General features: G+C 40.2%; 17 protein-coding genes, 1 tRNA gene and 2 pseudogenes. 15 read left to right on the top strand and 5 right to left on the bottom strand.

The window, feature by feature from the left end; translation table 11 throughout:
- The first annotated feature begins 23 nt into the window (after nucleotides 1–23).
- Nucleotides 24–233: pseudogene (locus D2A30_07650) on the top strand (ABC transporter ATP-binding protein).
- Nucleotides 234–288: 55 nt separating this feature from the next.
- On the opposite strand, the gene D2A30_07645 reads toward D2A30_07650, so the two are convergent.
- A complete protein-coding gene (locus D2A30_07645) occupies nucleotides 289–657 on the bottom strand; it encodes a DUF3397 domain-containing protein (GenBank protein ULL21451.1) in 369 nt (122 codons plus the stop codon).
- 154 nt (nucleotides 658–811) lie between these two features.
- On the opposite strand from D2A30_07645, the gene rplK reads away from it, so the two are divergent.
- From rplK to phoH, 13 genes and pseudogenes are all read left to right on the top strand, one after another.
- Nucleotides 812–1,237, top strand: a complete 426-nt coding sequence (gene rplK, locus D2A30_07640) for a 50S ribosomal protein L11 (GenBank protein ID ULL21450.1) — start codon at nucleotides 812–814, stop codon at nucleotides 1,235–1,237.
- Between the two features lie 40 nt (nucleotides 1,238–1,277).
- Nucleotides 1,278–1,967 carry a 50S ribosomal protein L1 gene (locus tag D2A30_07635; protein ULL21449.1) on the top strand — a complete coding sequence of 230 codons (690 nt, stop codon included), beginning with the start codon at nucleotides 1,278–1,280 and terminating at the stop codon, nucleotides 1,965–1,967.
- Nucleotides 1,968–2,073: 106 nt separating this feature from the next.
- A complete protein-coding gene (locus D2A30_07630; protein ID ULL21448.1) occupies nucleotides 2,074–2,364 on the top strand; it encodes a hypothetical protein in 291 nt (96 codons plus the stop codon).
- Nucleotides 2,365–2,372: 8 nt separating this feature from the next.
- On the top strand, nucleotides 2,373–3,161 hold the full coding sequence (locus D2A30_07625; protein ID ULL21447.1) for a glutathione-dependent disulfide-bond oxidoreductase: 789 nt from the start codon (nucleotides 2,373–2,375) through the stop codon (nucleotides 3,159–3,161).
- Nucleotides 3,162–3,277: 116 nt separating this feature from the next.
- The gene (locus D2A30_07620) at nucleotides 3,278–3,376 is read left to right on the top strand and encodes a hypothetical protein (GenBank protein ULL22015.1); all 99 of its coding nucleotides are present in this window, start codon (nucleotides 3,278–3,280) and stop codon (nucleotides 3,374–3,376) included.
- Nucleotides 3,377–3,416: 40 nt separating this feature from the next.
- Entirely contained in the window at nucleotides 3,417–5,057 is a 1,641-nt protein-coding gene (locus D2A30_07615; protein ULL22014.1) for a polysaccharide biosynthesis protein, read from the top strand.
- 177 nt (nucleotides 5,058–5,234) lie between these two features.
- On the top strand, nucleotides 5,235–5,966 hold the full coding sequence (locus tag D2A30_07610) for a UMP kinase (protein ULL21446.1): 732 nt from the start codon (nucleotides 5,235–5,237) through the stop codon (nucleotides 5,964–5,966).
- A 63-nt stretch (nucleotides 5,967–6,029) separates the two neighbouring features.
- The gene (locus tag D2A30_07605) at nucleotides 6,030–6,587 is read left to right on the top strand and encodes a ribosome recycling factor (protein ULL21445.1); all 558 of its coding nucleotides are present in this window, start codon (nucleotides 6,030–6,032) and stop codon (nucleotides 6,585–6,587) included.
- 129 nt (nucleotides 6,588–6,716) lie between these two features.
- Complete coding sequence (locus D2A30_07600; GenBank protein ID ULL21444.1) at nucleotides 6,717–7,571, top strand: RNA-binding protein; 855 nt, start codon at nucleotides 6,717–6,719, stop codon at nucleotides 7,569–7,571.
- A gap of 9 nt (nucleotides 7,572–7,580) precedes the next feature.
- Nucleotides 7,581–8,501, top strand: coding sequence for a 2-dehydropantoate 2-reductase (locus tag D2A30_07595; GenBank protein ID ULL21443.1), 921 nt, complete (start codon nucleotides 7,581–7,583; stop codon nucleotides 8,499–8,501).
- A gap of 9 nt (nucleotides 8,502–8,510) precedes the next feature.
- A pseudogene (locus tag D2A30_07590) lies at nucleotides 8,511–8,966 on the top strand (DUF1801 domain-containing protein).
- A gap of 5 nt (nucleotides 8,967–8,971) precedes the next feature.
- Nucleotides 8,972–9,187: a YozE family protein gene (locus D2A30_07585; GenBank protein ID ULL21442.1), complete on the top strand. Its 216-nt coding sequence runs from the start codon at nucleotides 8,972–8,974 to the stop codon at nucleotides 9,185–9,187.
- 78 nt (nucleotides 9,188–9,265) lie between these two features.
- Nucleotides 9,266–10,288: a phosphate starvation-inducible protein PhoH gene (gene phoH / locus D2A30_07580; GenBank protein ULL21441.1), complete on the top strand. Its 1,023-nt coding sequence runs from the start codon at nucleotides 9,266–9,268 to the stop codon at nucleotides 10,286–10,288.
- A gap of 338 nt (nucleotides 10,289–10,626) precedes the next feature.
- On the opposite strand, the gene D2A30_07575 is transcribed toward phoH, so the two are convergent.
- From D2A30_07575 to D2A30_07565, 3 genes are read right to left on the bottom strand one after another with little or no spacing between them, the layout of a single operon-like run.
- Nucleotides 10,627–10,788 (bottom strand): FeoB-associated Cys-rich membrane protein, encoded by a 162-nt coding sequence (locus D2A30_07575; GenBank protein ID ULL21440.1) that lies wholly within the window; start codon nucleotides 10,786–10,788, stop codon nucleotides 10,627–10,629.
- Nucleotides 10,781–12,931: a ferrous iron transport protein B gene (gene feoB, locus D2A30_07570; GenBank protein ULL21439.1), complete on the bottom strand. Its 2,151-nt coding sequence runs from the start codon at nucleotides 12,929–12,931 to the stop codon at nucleotides 10,781–10,783. The genes D2A30_07575 and feoB overlap by 8 nt, the downstream gene beginning before the upstream one ends.
- An 8-nt stretch (nucleotides 12,932–12,939) precedes the next feature.
- Entirely contained in the window at nucleotides 12,940–13,401 is a 462-nt protein-coding gene (locus tag D2A30_07565; protein ULL21438.1) for a ferrous iron transport protein A, read from the bottom strand.
- Nucleotides 13,402–13,610: 209 nt separating this feature from the next.
- Between D2A30_07565 and D2A30_07560 the strand changes: the two genes are divergently transcribed.
- Nucleotides 13,611–13,683, top strand: a tRNA-Thr gene (locus D2A30_07560).
- Here the strand turns inward: D2A30_07560 and D2A30_07555 are convergent.
- The gene (locus D2A30_07555) at nucleotides 13,665–13,937 is read right to left on the bottom strand and encodes a recombinase XerC (GenBank protein ID ULL21437.1); all 273 of its coding nucleotides are present in this window, start codon (nucleotides 13,935–13,937) and stop codon (nucleotides 13,665–13,667) included. The two genes, D2A30_07560 and D2A30_07555, sit on opposite strands and share 19 nt — an antisense overlap.
- Nucleotides 13,938–14,325: the final 388 nt, after the last annotated feature.

Raw genomic sequence — 14,325 nt, 5'->3', positions numbered from 1 at the left:
AATATATATTACGTATATTAAAAAATGATCCAATTCATCCGTACACGAAGAGTTTGCTTTCTGCTATCCCTGAACCGGATCCAGAATTTGAAAAAGATCGTGTCCATATGGAATACGATCCAAGTGCTGAATTAGATGGTCAAGAACGTCAGATGCATGAGATTACGCCTGGTCACTTTGTATTGGCTACAGAAGAAGAGGCTGCGGCATACCGCGCTGAACGAAACAAATAAGAAATAAAAAAACCTGAAAATTTCAGGTTTTTTCTGTATGTGATAAGTTTCGAACTTAGTTTTTTAAAGTTAGGACAGCAATCACCAAGGCCAAATACATCAGGAATGTCAAGATAAAGCCAGCTCTCCAAAATACTTTGAAAAATCGTTTGTAGTTAAACTGTCTTTTTTGAAGCAAGAAGAAGAGACAAAGACCGATGGCAAGTACTGACAGTGAGAAGGTCAGATGAGGTATTAAGCTACTATAGTAAGCCTTGTCAGAAATAAGATAAAACTCAAAGGCAAATAATGGAAAGGCAATATCCGCAAAATTCCATCCTCTTTTTTGCAATTTAAAAAAATTGACAACTATAATGGAAAGTGCCAAAGTTAGAAATAGAAATAATATTGCCGCAATCTTTAAAAAAATCATTGATTCAAACATAAGTCTATTCTATAAAAAATGTGAACAAAAGTAAACCTAAAGCTTGCATTTCTTTGAAAATCGTGTATAATGAAAAAGTATGTGTAAAACACATATTTGTGGGAGGTAAAAATCTGTAATTACCGCCAAAACCACAATAGGAGGATTTTATATCATGGCTAAAAAAGTCGAAAAACTCGTAAAACTTCAAATTCCTGCAGGTAAAGCTACTCCAGCTCCACCAGTCGGACCAGCACTTGGTCAAGCAGGTATCAATATCATGGGATTCACTAAAGAGTTCAACGCTCGTACAGCTGACCAAGCTGGTATGATCATCCCAGTCGTTATCTCTGTGTATGAAGATAAATCATTCACTTTCATCACTAAAACACCACCAGCTGCTGTTCTTTTGAAAAAAGCTGCAGGTGTTGAAAAAGGTTCAGGTACACCAAACAAAACTAAAGTTGCAACAGTTACTCGTGCACAAGTACAAGAAATTGCTGAAACTAAAATGCCTGACTTGAACGCTGCATCTGTAGAAGCTGCAATGCGTATGATCGAAGGTACTGCTCGTTCTATGGGATTCACTGTTACTGACTAAGTAGCACCCTAGTTTATCTGATTACAAGGAGACATATAATATGGCTAAAAAAAGCAAAAACTTGCGTGCTGCTCTTGAGAAAATCGACAGCACAAAACTGTACAGCGTAGAAGAAGCTGTTGCTCTTGCAAAAGAAACTAACTTCGCTAAATTTGATGCGTCTGTTGAAGTTGCTTACAACTTGAACATCGACGTTCGTAAAGCTGATCAACAAATCCGTGGTGCAATGGTATTGCCAAATGGTACTGGTAAAACTTCACGTGTTCTTGTTTTCGCACGTGGTGCAAAAGCAGAAGAAGCAAAAGCTGCTGGTGCAGACTTTGTTGGTGAAGATGACCTTGTTGCTAAAATCAACGGTGGTTGGTTGGACTTCGACGTTGTAATCGCAACTCCAGATATGATGGCTGTTGTTGGACGTCTTGGTCGCGTACTTGGTCCACGTAACTTGATGCCAAACCCTAAAACTGGTACAGTAACAATGGATGTTGCTAAAGCAGTTGAAGAGTCTAAAGGTGGTAAAATCACTTACCGTGCTGACAAAGCAGGTATCGTACAAGCTCTTATCGGTAAAGTATCATTTGACGCTGACAAACTCGTTGAAAACTTCAAAGCATTCCACGATGTAATGGCTAAAGCTAAACCAGCTACAGCTAAAGGTACTTACATGACTTCAGTAACAATCACAACAACACAAGGTGTTGGTATCAAAGTTGATCCTAACTCACTTTAATCAATAAGAAGATTGTCTTAGGGCAATCTTTTTTTTCTTGAGATTTTCTTGACAAGCAATTGATTTCGATTTATACTATATTCAATTTACATAAAGGAGTCATCCAATGAAAATAGCGGAAAAAAATGAGTTTTATAACTACCTTTCTGCGACCTACAACCTTCCGCAGGAAGCATTTTCAGAAGCCCTGCGTGAAAAAATATTGGAGGTGGCAGGTCAGCTGGACAAGGAGGAAAATCTCTATATACTGGCTGGACACTTAAGTCGCTTTATCAATGCAGAGCTAACAGCTCTCACTTGTCGAGCACCTAAGGAATTGGTTCAGTTAGCTCACTATCTTCAAGAACTTCAAAATCACTATCGTTATGCAAGCATTATTCCAGGTAAGATAGAATAGGGGAAAACATGACAGGATATATAAAGCCACTCGTATGGAAGTGGGAAGATAAAAATGACAACCGATCTGGCAATCGCCCCACAGCAGGTAGTCGCTTTGAACAAAAACTACCAAAAGGAGAAAAACCTTTCCAAGTTTATTCACTGGGAACGCCAAATGGTATTAAAGTAGCTATCATGTTGGAAGAACTGAGGGAATTTGGTGTTTCGCATGCAGATTATGACCTGTTTCTCATTAATATCGGTCAAGGAGACCAATTCGGCTCCGATTTTGTTGCTATCAACCCCAATTCCAAAATTCCAGCCATGGTAGATTATTCTGAAAAAGAACCCGTTCGCGTCTTTGAATCAGCAAATATTCTTCTCTATTTAGCAGAAAAATTTGATGTTCTCTTACCGAAAGAATGGGCTGAACGGACTGAAGTCCATAACTGGCTCTTCTGGCAAACTGGCGCAGCTCCATTTGTTGGTGGAGGGTTTGGACATTTCTTCCATTATGCTCCGACCGTGCAAGAATATCCGATTAATCGCTATACAATGGAGACCAAGCGTCAGCTGGATCTGTTAGATCAGTTATTAGCGACTAGAGAATATGTGGCAGGCAACACTTATACTATTGCTGATATCGCTATTTGGTCTTGGTATGGTCGCTTGGTGCAAGGAGAACTATATCCAGGTTCAGCAGAATTTTTAGATGTTGCTTCTTATACGCATCTAAAAGACTGGGTAGAGAAGATTGCTCAGCGTCCTGCTGTACAACGAGGGTTGACAGTGAAGTATCAGTCCATTGATCATTAAACCACTCACCCCACCCATTGGGTGGGTTTTTCTTTTACTTTGGTATCATAAAAGTTTATAATGAGAGGGTTAGACTTTGTGAAAATCCAAAAATAGAAATTAATAATTGATACTCAATCAAAATCAGAATTAGACTAGGCGACGTAGATGCAGATAGAACTGAAGTTCATCAAATCAAGTCAACAACGTCTGATTTTGATTTTCGAAGAGTATGAGTTTTTCCTGTCTTATATTTACATAGAAAGTAATAGAAAAATGTCCGAAAAAGTTGAAATGCAGCAGTCCAAAGAACAGGCGACAATGGCCAGAGGCTTGGCTTGGTTGACTGCTGGAAATATTCTTAGTCGCCTGCTTGGTGTTGCCTATGTTATTCCCTGGTATATTTGGTTAGGGGAATATCGAGCTGAAGCCAATGCCCTCTTTAGTATGGGGTATCAAATCTATGCCAACTTCTTATTGATTTCAACAGCTGGTCTTCCGACAGCTATTGCTAAACAAGTAGCTAAATACAATGTCTTGGGTAAAGAAGAGGTGTCGCTCTACTTGGTCAGAGAATTCTTCAAGCTCATGTTGGTCTTTGGAGCTGTCTTTGCAGGGGTCATGTATCTAAGTGCTCCGTGGTTGGCAGACGCATCGGGGTCGAAGGAAAAGTTACTTCCAGTCATGTATAGTCTAGTCCCGCCTCTCTTTATCTTCCCAGCCATGAGTATCTTGCGTGGTTTTTTCCAAGGTCGGCACGATATGAAGCCCTATGCGATCAGTCAGCTTGCAGAGCAGCTGGTACGGGTTATCTGGATACTGGCAGCAACATTTATGATTATGAAGTTGGGTAGCGGTGACTATCTTGAAGCGGTTGTCCAATCTACCTTTGCAGCTTTTGTCGGGATGATTGCTAGTGTTGGGATTTTAGTTTATACTTTATGGAAGCAAGGTTACCTTGGCAAGTTGCTTCATGCTAAGAAACAAAAGATTTCTTTGGATACAGGTCAACTTATTAGGGAAACTGTTCGAGATGCGATTCCAATTATCATTTTAGGTCTAACGATTCAATTATTGCAGTTTATTGACCAAGTCACGTTTATTCGTGTTATGGAAAGAATTACGAATTACAGTAATTCGGAACTTTTGGAACTTTATTCGTATATGGCTGCCAATCCAAGTAAGATTACGATGATGATTATCGGGATTTCACTGAGTTTGGGAAGTGTGGCCATTCCTTTGATAACAGAGAAATTTGTCAAGAAAGATTTGAAGGCGGCATCTCATTTAGTGGCGGATAATCTACAATTACTCTTTATATTCACTATACCGGCTATTGTTGGTACTGTTCTATTAGCTCGTCCTTTGTATACGGTATTCTATGGTCCATCAGAAGAAATTGCTATTACCTTGTTTATTTGGAATCTTTTTATGATTCTTCCTTTGGGCTTGTATTCAGTCATTAGCGTTGTTATTCAATCAATCTTTGAAAACAGACATGGAATTTATTATTTCTTGATTGGTATGCTAGTGAAAATTGTTTTACAAGTACCAATGATGTATCTTTTCAAAGTTTATGGCAGCTTTATTTCAACAATTTTTGGTTTAGGTATTATGCTGTATCTCTTTTATAAACGAATTGATAAGATACTAGATATTGATGAACAATTAGTAGTGAAGGATATTGTGACAATTAGTTGGATTTCCGCGGTGATGGGCTTGATTGTCTGGGCTATCGAGTTCCTTCTAGATATCGTTGTTCCAGCAAATGGATATGTTTCTAGCTTTATCCATTTAGTGATTGCTGGTGGTGCTGGTATTATTGTTTTCGGTCTACTGACATTAAAGACGCGTCAGTTAGACCGCCTAATCGGTGGTAGAGCACAACCTTTACGTAGAAAGTTACGGCTGGGATAGGGTCTTCGAGAGGGTTAATCTGGCTGGTATTGCGGGATCATTGTGCAGTAAAGATAGGCTAGTACGTAATAAAAGGAAAGAAAATTCATGATGGATTTTCTTTTTTCTTGGAGATTTCAGTATAAAAAAAATTGAATTTATGGTAGAATAGTAGGGACAAAAAAGAGGAGTAAGAGAATGAAACCTAAATACGAACGCATTCTAATAAAACTGTCTGGAGAGGCTTTGGCCGGTGAACGTGGTATCGGCATTGACTTGAAAACCGTTCAAGAAATGGCAAAGGAAATCCGGGAAGTTGCAGAATCAGGTATTCAAATTGCCCTTGTAATTGGTGGCGGTAACTTATGGCGTGGAGAACCTGCTGCTGAGGCGGGCATGGATCGAGTTCAGGCTGATTATACTGGTATGCTTGGAACTGTTATGAACGCCCTTGTAATGGCGGATTCTCTTAAACAACTTGGTGTAGATACACGTGTACAAACCGCCATTGCCATGCAATCGGTTGCTGAGCCTTATATTCGTGGTCGTGCGCTCCGTCATCTGGAAAAAGGTCGTATTGTTATCTTTGGTGCAGGTATTGGTTCTCCATACTTCTCAACCGATACAACAGCTGCCCTTCGAGCTGCTGAAATTGAGGCGGATGCAATTTTGATGGCAAAAAATGGTGTGGATGGTGTGTATAACGCTGATCCGAAGAAAGATGCCAATGCTGTTAAATTTAATGAATTAACTCACCGTGAAGTGATTAGTCGTGGTCTTAAAATTATGGATGCGACTGCTTCAACACTTTCAATGGACAATGACATTGATTTGGTTGTCTTTAATATGAATGAACCAGGGAACATCAAGCGCGTTGTCTTTGGTGAACCGATTGGGACAACTGTTTCAAATTATACTGCAGCAAAATAATAGATTGAAATTGAGTTCAGTTTTCATCTATTCAATAGAAAAATAAAAAAAGTAGGAAGTTTTATGTCTAAAGAAATTATTGCTAAAGCGCAAGAGCGCATGAACCAATCTCATCAGAGTTTGGCGCGTGAATTTAGCCACATTCGTGCTGGTCGTGCAAATGCTAGCTTGTTGGACCGTATTTCAGTTGAGTACTACGGTTCTCCAACACCATTGAACCAGTTGGCTGGTATTACAGTGCCAGAAGCGCGTGTTCTATTGATTACACCATTCGACAAGTCAATATTAAAAGATGTTGAGCGTGCTTTGAACGCATCTGACCTTGGTTTGACACCACAATCTGACGGTACTGTTATCCGTTTGGTCATTCCTGCTCTTACTGAGGAAACTCGTAAGAATTTAGCGAAGGATGTGAAAAAAGTGGGTGAGAACTCTAAAGTTGCTATCCGCAATATCCGTCGTGATGCTATGGATGAAGCAAAAAAAGCTGAAAAAGCAAAAGAAATCACGGAAGACGAATTGAAGTCACTTGAAAAAGATATTCAAAAAGTAACAGATGATGCTATCAAGACAATTGATAAAATGACTGCCGACAAAGAAAAAGAATTGTTGGAAGTTTAATCAACACGTTTTTAGGCTAAAAAATAGATCATCACTGGGCTGTCTAACTTCCAGTGGTGTATCAATAAGAAATCTAATGGAGGGGGGGTTAGACAGACTCCCCCTTTTTTAATCAGAAAGAAGAAAATCATGAATGATTTATTAGCACAGTATATCGTTGGTTTAGTGACTGACGAAAATGATCAGTTTTATTTTGTCCAAAAAGGAGGAGTTACCTTTGCGCTCTCCAAGGAAGAAGGAGAACATAGTCTAGGTCAATCTGTTAAGGGATTTGCCTATACCGATATGAAACAAAAACTCCGTTTGACAACTAAGGAAGTTGGAGCGAGTCGTACCAGCTTTGGTTGGGGAACTGTCACTGAGGTACGTAAGGATTTGGGTGTCTTTGTGGATACAGGTCTGCCAGACAAGCAAGTAGTTGTTTCCTTAGACATTTTGCCTGAAATCAAGGAACTCTGGCCGAAGAAAGGTGATCAGTTGTACGTCAAATTAGACGTCGATAAGAAGGACCGCATTTGGGCTCTACCAGCTTTTCAGGAAGAGTTTCAGAAAATGGCTGGACCTGCTTATGACAATATGCAAAACCAAACACTGCGAGCGATTGTCTATCGTTTGAAAATGAATGGTACTTTTGTCTATTTACCAGACAACAATATGCTTGGTTTTATCCACCCAAGTGAACGATTTGCGGAACCACGTCTGGGTCAGGTTTTGGAGGCGCGTGTTATCGGCTACCGTGCAGTTGATCGGACCTTGAACTTGTCTCTCAAGCCACGTTCATTTGAGATGCTGGAAAATGATGCTCAGATGATATTGACTTATCTGGAAAGCAATGGAGGTTTTATGACCTTGGACGATAAGTCTGCTCCGGAAGACATCAAGGCTACCTTTGGTATTTCCAAAGGGCAATTCAAAAAAGCTCTTGGTGGTTTGATGAAGGCTGGGAAAATAAAGAAGGACTCAGTGGGAACAGAATTGGTATAGGAGGCGTCTATGCTCGTATATATTGCTGGTAGTGGAGCGATGGGGTGTCGGTTTGGTTATCAATTGTCTAAGACAAATCATGAAGTGATTTTGCTGGATAATTGGGAAGAACATATCGAAGCAATACGAGAAAACGGCTTGAAAGTGACTGGAGATGTAGAGGAAATTGTACACTTACCCATCATGAAACCGACCGAAGCAACGAGAGAAGCAGATTTTATCATTCTATTGACTAAGGCTGATCAGTTGCCAAAGATGTTGAGGGATATTAAGCCAATTATCGGTCCAACTACCATGGTTTTGAGTCTCTTGAATGGTTTGGGGCATGCGACGACCATGCGTCGGTATGTACCAGATGAAAGTATCATGGTTGGGGTGACTATGTGGTTGGCGGGACTAAAGGGTCCGGGACATGCTCACTTAGAAGGTCCGGGTTCTATCTCCGTTCAGCATATTCTTGGCGATGAGCAATCAGTTGCGGATATTATTGAAATGCTGAATGAAGCTGGGCTAAATGTGATCTATGACAATCATGTTGTCAGTGCTATTTGGCAGAAAGCCTGTGTCAATGGTGTGATGAATCCAACTTGTACCATTTTAGACTGTACAATTGGTGAATTATTCGGTACGGAGGCTGGACTGAATCTAGTACAGGGGATTTTCAAAGAATTTATTGCTGTTGCTAAGTCTGAGGCAGATGGAATTGACGAAGAAGCTATTTGGAAATATGTTATTGATGCTTCGAAGAAGGCTTCCAATCACTATCCATCTATGCACCAGGATTTGGTCCAATATGGTCGAAAGACAGAAATTGATTATCTGAATGGAGCGGTTGTTTTTAAGGGCAAACGTGCAGGTATTCCAACACCCTATTGCCAAATGATAACGGATATGATTCATGCCAAAGAGAGTATGCTGGGGTTGAGATAGGAGAAAGTCATGCTGATTGAAGCGGAAACGATTGAAGAATATATGGCTGCCTTGCCTGAAAATCGGAAGGAAGCAGTTGAATGACTCCATCAAGTGATTGTGGAACAGTTACCAGCTGGTTTTGAAGTAGGAATCTTGGGAGCTATGATTAACTATTATGTGCCGCTTGCCGCCTACCCTGATGGTTATCACTGCACACCGGGAGAACCCTTGCCATTCCTTGCCTTGGCATCACAAAAGGCACACATCGCCCTCTACCACATGGGAATCTATATGGACCAAGAATTGAATGATTGGTTCGTTGCTGCTTATCAAGCACAGGTGCCTACCAAACTGGATATGGGCAAGTCCTGTGTTCGTATGAAAAATCCCAAGAATATTCCTTATGAATTGATTGGGGATTTAGTTAGTAAAATGTCTATGGAGCGCTATATAGAGCTCTACGAAGAAAATCATAGAAAGTAAATGTAGTGAGAAGAAGTTTTTATTCTTGGTTGATGACCCAGCGCAACCCGAAAAGTAATGAACCAGTAGCTATCTTGGCAGATCATGCCTTTGATGAATCTGATTTTCCTAAGCAATCAGATAATTTCGATGAAGTCAGTCGTTTTTTGGAGGAATCGGCCAGCTTTGCTTTTTCCATGGCTGATTTTGATGGGATTTGGGAAGATTATTTGGGACATTGATGGATAAAATAGTACAAAATAGCCTTGTTTGGGCTATTTTTGTTATAATAGAGAAAAGGACAGGAAAAGGAGCAACTCTTGCTAGAACATTCAATTGATATTCAACTCAAGCATCCAGATGATTCGTTTAGTCTATTTGGTTCGAATGAACGTCATCTGAGATTGATGGAACAGGAACTAGGTGTGGTTATTCATGCCCGTACGGAAAAAGTGCAGGTGATTGGACAGGAAGAACATGTAGAACAGGCACGTCTTGTTATCCAGTCTCTCCTTGTCTTGGTGAGTCGTGGTTTGGTTATCAATACGCCAGATGTGGTCACAGCTATTTCCATGGCAAAAAATGATGAGATTGAGAAATTCGTTGCCCTCTATGAAGAAGAGATTATCAAGGATAACTACGGCAAACCTATTCTCGTAAAGACCCTTGGACAGAAACTCTATGTGGACAGCGTGAAGCGTCATGACATCGTGTTTGGAATTGGACCTGCTGGTACAGGTAAGACCTTCTTGGCGGTTACTCTAGCTGTAACAGCCCTCAAGCGGGGACAGGTCAAGCGGATTGTCCTGACCCGTCCTGCGGTAGAAGCAGGCGAAAGTTTAGGCTTTTTGCCAGGGGACTTAAAAGAAAAAGTAGATCCCTATTTGCGTCCTGTCTATGATGCCCTCTACCAGATTTTGGGCAAGGAGCAGACCACGCGCCTAATGGAGCGCGAGATTATCGAGATTGCACCGCTGGCCTATATGCGGGGGCGGACCTTGGAAGATGCCTTTGTCATCTTGGATGAGGCGCAAAATACCACCATTATGCAGATGAAGATGTTCCTGACCCGTCTGGGCTTTAATTCTAAGATGATTGTCAATGGGGATATTAGTCAGATTGACCTGCCACGCAAGGTTAAGTCAGGCCTGATTGATGCGACGGAGAAACTAAGCAAAATTCCACAGATTGATTTCGTACATTTTTCAGCCAAGGATGTGGTTCGCCATCCAGTAGTTGCCCAGATTATCACTGCCTATGAAGAGGAGGCTCGGGCGGCTGATAGTCGAGCAAGTTTTGAAACGATTGGACAGCCTGGTCGGAGCGAAGAGGATGAAGACTAGTCAATGTTCAAATCGTTATCAAGTACGAAAGTTAGTAGACGCCGACTTAAAGCAGGTCTTGGTCAAAGATCATAGCAGAGCTCCTTTCTCAGTTAGCAACTTACTTCAAAAAGATGCGTCTAGGTTATGTAGAAAGCAATCCTCAGTCCAGTCATTTTTGGTCCAAAGTTGGATTTTGTCCAACTGGCGAGGTCAAAGAAATAGCTGGAAAAACAATCGTCATAGCAGAATATGCATTAGATGAATAATAATCAAAAAACTGCCTATTTCATAAAGAAAATAAGGCAGTTTTTTATCTGTCTGACAGTTAAAAAATGGAATTTTTTTAAAGGTGAAGTTTATGAGATTTTAGAATGTTTTGGAACATGTTGATGAGAAATTTCTTGTTTGATAGCACAGTCACAAGAACAATCATTGCAGGCACCTTTACTTTTGACCAAGCTACGGATAGCTAGGACGAACAATACAACAATGAGTGATATCAGGATGAAGTTAGCCATTCATTTGCTCCTTTTGAATGTTTTTTAGAGTGACGATGGGTAAGGCGGAAGCAGGTTTTCGAACGATACTATACACCATTGCAGATAGTAAAATCAGTGCAATACCGGTCCAAATAGTTGGTTGATGATGATAGAGAAAAACAGCTCCGAATTGATAAATGATGAGGCTGACAGCATAGGCTAGTCCTGTTTGGAAACCTACAGCAATCCAGGTCCATTTTGCATTTCCCATCTCACGATGTATGGCTCCAATAGCAGCAAAGCATGGTGCACAGAGCAAGTTAAAAATGAGGAATGAGTAGGCGGATAAAGCGGAATAATCTTGCTGGAGCAATACCCACAATTCACGATTGCTCTCGGAAGTTTCTCCCAGTTTGTAGAGAATACCAAAACTAGCAATGACTGTCTCTTTAGCTAGGAGACCAGTAATCGCTGCGATTGTAGCTTTCCAGTTCCCAAAACCAAGTGGTTGGAAGAAAAAGGCAAAACCATGGCCGATTGAAGCCAGGATGCTTTGATTTGTCTCGACTGGTGCCAAAGCCCAGCTGTATGAACTAGCAAACCAAATGATGATATTGGTTACGAAGATAATGGTCCCCGCACGTTTGATAAAGCTTATTGCCTTATTGGAAGAATAACGAAGAACGGTTTGAATTTGCGGAAGATGGTAGGAAGGCAATTCCATGATAAATGGACTCGCAAAGCCACCGAGTTGCTTTGTTTTTTTCAATGCCAAACCAGAAAGAATAATGGCTCCCATACCAACGAAATATGCGCTGGGTGCAATCCAAGGGTTGCCAGGGAAAAAAGCACCTGCAACGAGTGAAATAATCGGAAGTTTGGCTGAACAAGGCATAAAAGTAGCTGTCATAATGGTGATTTTTCTGTCTTGTTCATTCTCAATTGTTCGACTAGCCATTACTCCAGGAACACCACATCCTGTGGCTATCAGCATCGGGATAAAGGATTTACCTGATAGGCCAAACCGTCTAAAAATTCGGTCCATGACAAAGGCAATTCGACTCATGTATCCAATATCTTCTAAGATTCCTAGACAGAAGAAGAGTACAAAAATCTGTGGCACAAAGCCGAGTATAGCTCCACAACCAGCTACAATTCCATCAAGTACTAATGATTGTAACCAGCCAGCAATTCCAAAGGTATCAAGGAGATTTTGAATAATAACTGGAACAAATTGGCCAAACAATACATCGTTGACCCAGTCAGTCCCAATAGTTCCTACGGTTTGGATAGCAAGAAAGTAGGTTAGCCACATAACGAGTGCAAAAATAGGAAGTGCGAGAAAGCGGTTGGTTACAATTTGGTCCACTTTATCAGAAATATTAAGGCCGTTTCCAATTTCTTCTTGGACGGAGCTCGAAATGGTTTCAATTAATTGGTATCGCTGATTGACAATTATGGCTTCGATATCATCCGAATAGATTTTCTCCAAAATCATGATAATTTCAGATAAATCTGCTTTTTCAGTTTCTCCGAAATTGAGTTGATGTAAAATGTCTGGATCTTGTTCTAAAGACTTGATAGCATAAAAGCGTTGTTGTCTTGTAGGGATTGTTTGAGGTAACAATTCAATAACTTGAGCAATAGCTGCTTCAAATTGTTTCTCATATTGCGGAAAATAATGTGTGCTAGATTGTGTGCTCATTCTTTCAACTTCGCTAAGCAGTTGAGGGATTCCCATCTTTTTTAATGCACTAATTGATTGAATGGGGCAACCTAGCTGGTGAGATAACTGATCTACTTTAATACTCCGTCCCTGTTGTTTCAAAGTATCGGTCATATTCAGTGCAATAACAGTTGGGATACCCATCTCGAGTAATTGGAGAGTTAGATATAGATTGCGTTCCAGATTCGTTGCATCTACAACATTTAAAATGGCTGCTGGTTGAGCAGTTAGGAGGTAGTCTCTAGCAACCATCTCTTCGGAAGTGTAGGGTGAGAGGGAATAGATTCCGGGAAGATCTTGCAGATCCAAGTGTGGTCGTTTTTTTATGTTTCCTGATTTTCTTTCGACCGTTACACCTGGCCAATTTCCAACTCGTTGGTTGGTTCCTGTCAGTAGGTTGAAAAGGGAGGTCTTCCCGCTGTTCGGATTACCCACTAAGGCTATCTGTTTTTTCATTTATTCACCTAGCTTGCAACTTGAACGAGAATCATTTGTGCTTCCGATTTCCGGAGAGTTAAATGGTAGCCACGAAGTGTTATTTCTAATGGATCGCCTAAAGGAGCAACATTTTTTAGAAGAAGTTGTGTATGTTTTGTTATACCCATATCCATGAGACGACGGCGTAGAGCGCCTGTCGCACAGATTTCAATAACTTTAGCGCTGCTACCAATTGGAAGATCTGATAGGGCCAAGGATCGCCCTTGTTCTGATTTTTCTTCTAAAACCAAGCTATTGAGAACAGATTGATCCAAAGCTAAACGACTGGCTTTGACCTGGATAATTGCATTGTCCTTTGTTTTTGAAATGATTCGAATTTCTTGCCCTATCTTTAACCCAAGATGGTTCAAATGTTTGCGAACATCTTCTTGTAATTGAATGTCTTTTACAAGATAAATTTGTCCAATTTGCAGTGTTTGCATGTTCATTATGCATCCTTTGTGATTTTTATAACAATAATATAACACAAATACTTAAAAATGTCAGATAATTTTTAGATATATATTAGCTTTAATGATACTGGAATATATTTTGTTCACGTGCTTACTTCATCGCTTTCTTCATCGTGCTCTCTCTTAATCATTTTTTATAAAAATCCATTGACATATTTTGGAGGTATGATATACTAGTCAAGTACGCTGGTTTAGCTCAGTCGGTAGAGCGCATCCATGGTAAGGATGAGGTCGCCGGTTCAATCCCGGCAACTAGCATAAAATAATCCAAAAAACCCTTGATACACAGGGGTTTTTGTTATGCCTGCCCCAAATCTTTCGAATATCTTTTTGAACTTGTCATTACTCTTTTCTTTTAATGATTCCAGTTGATGGGCATAGACTTTGAGTGTTATGTTTAAATTTTCATGTCCTAATAATCGGGAAATGGAAATCAATTCGACTCCTTGAGTAATCAAGTATGATGCGTGGGTATGTCTTAGTGAGTCTATGTGGACATTTCGCCCAACTATTTTCTAAAGGCAATTCTATTAAATAGGGGGTAAATAGGGAATATTTTACCAACAAAACCCCTTGACATATATGTTTATTGTGTTAAAATAGTGGATAGAAAGCTGAAAGGAGTAAGACAAATGAACAAAAAACTTATTGTCAAACAAGCTGTTTTTTATTATATACTCCTTTCTAAGCGGGAAAACAGATTTTAGAAATCATTCATGAGTGTGGTCTCGATGAAGAGTAGAGGTTGAACGGCAGTTCAGCTAGATAAGTTTATTGACTTATTGAGTGATTTTTGAAAAACAACGGGTCTATTTTTGTGGACTAAAGCAAGCCTAGGAGGAGTGAAATGCTTCCCTGGGCTTTTTTGTGCGCTTAGAAAGGTAATACTCTTCGAAAATC

Origin of the sequence: Streptococcus suis (assembly GCA_022354845.1) — a bacterium.
In the GTDB taxonomy this organism is placed as follows: domain Bacteria; phylum Bacillota; class Bacilli; order Lactobacillales; family Streptococcaceae; genus Streptococcus; species Streptococcus suis_AA.
Note: the sequence above shows the minus strand (reverse complement) of the source record. Positions and strands in the feature narration are given on the sequence as shown.

Coding starts and splice junctions, on each gene's coding strand:
- D2A30_07600 (ULL21444.1), top strand. CDS start 6,717: ATGAATGATTTATTAGCACAGTATATCGTTGGTTTAGTGACTGACGAA.
- D2A30_07575 (ULL21440.1), bottom strand. CDS start 10,788: ATGGCTAACTTCATCCTGATATCACTCATTGTTGTATTGTTCGTCCTA.
- D2A30_07625 (ULL21447.1), top strand. CDS start 2,373: ATGACAGGATATATAAAGCCACTCGTATGGAAGTGGGAAGATAAAAAT.
- feoB (ULL21439.1), bottom strand. CDS start 12,931: ATGAAAAAACAGATAGCCTTAGTGGGTAATCCGAACAGCGGGAAGACC.
- D2A30_07595 (ULL21443.1), top strand. CDS start 7,581: ATGCTCGTATATATTGCTGGTAGTGGAGCGATGGGGTGTCGGTTTGGT.
- D2A30_07610 (ULL21446.1), top strand. CDS start 5,235: ATGAAACCTAAATACGAACGCATTCTAATAAAACTGTCTGGAGAGGCT.
- D2A30_07615 (ULL22014.1), top strand. CDS start 3,417: ATGTCCGAAAAAGTTGAAATGCAGCAGTCCAAAGAACAGGCGACAATG.
- D2A30_07605 (ULL21445.1), top strand. CDS start 6,030: ATGTCTAAAGAAATTATTGCTAAAGCGCAAGAGCGCATGAACCAATCT.
- D2A30_07565 (ULL21438.1), bottom strand. CDS start 13,401: ATGAACATGCAAACACTGCAAATTGGACAAATTTATCTTGTAAAAGAC.
- D2A30_07630 (ULL21448.1), top strand. CDS start 2,074: ATGAAAATAGCGGAAAAAAATGAGTTTTATAACTACCTTTCTGCGACC.
- rplK (ULL21450.1), top strand. CDS start 812: ATGGCTAAAAAAGTCGAAAAACTCGTAAAACTTCAAATTCCTGCAGGT.
- D2A30_07635 (ULL21449.1), top strand. CDS start 1,278: ATGGCTAAAAAAAGCAAAAACTTGCGTGCTGCTCTTGAGAAAATCGAC.
- D2A30_07645 (ULL21451.1), bottom strand. CDS start 657: ATGTTTGAATCAATGATTTTTTTAAAGATTGCGGCAATATTATTTCTA.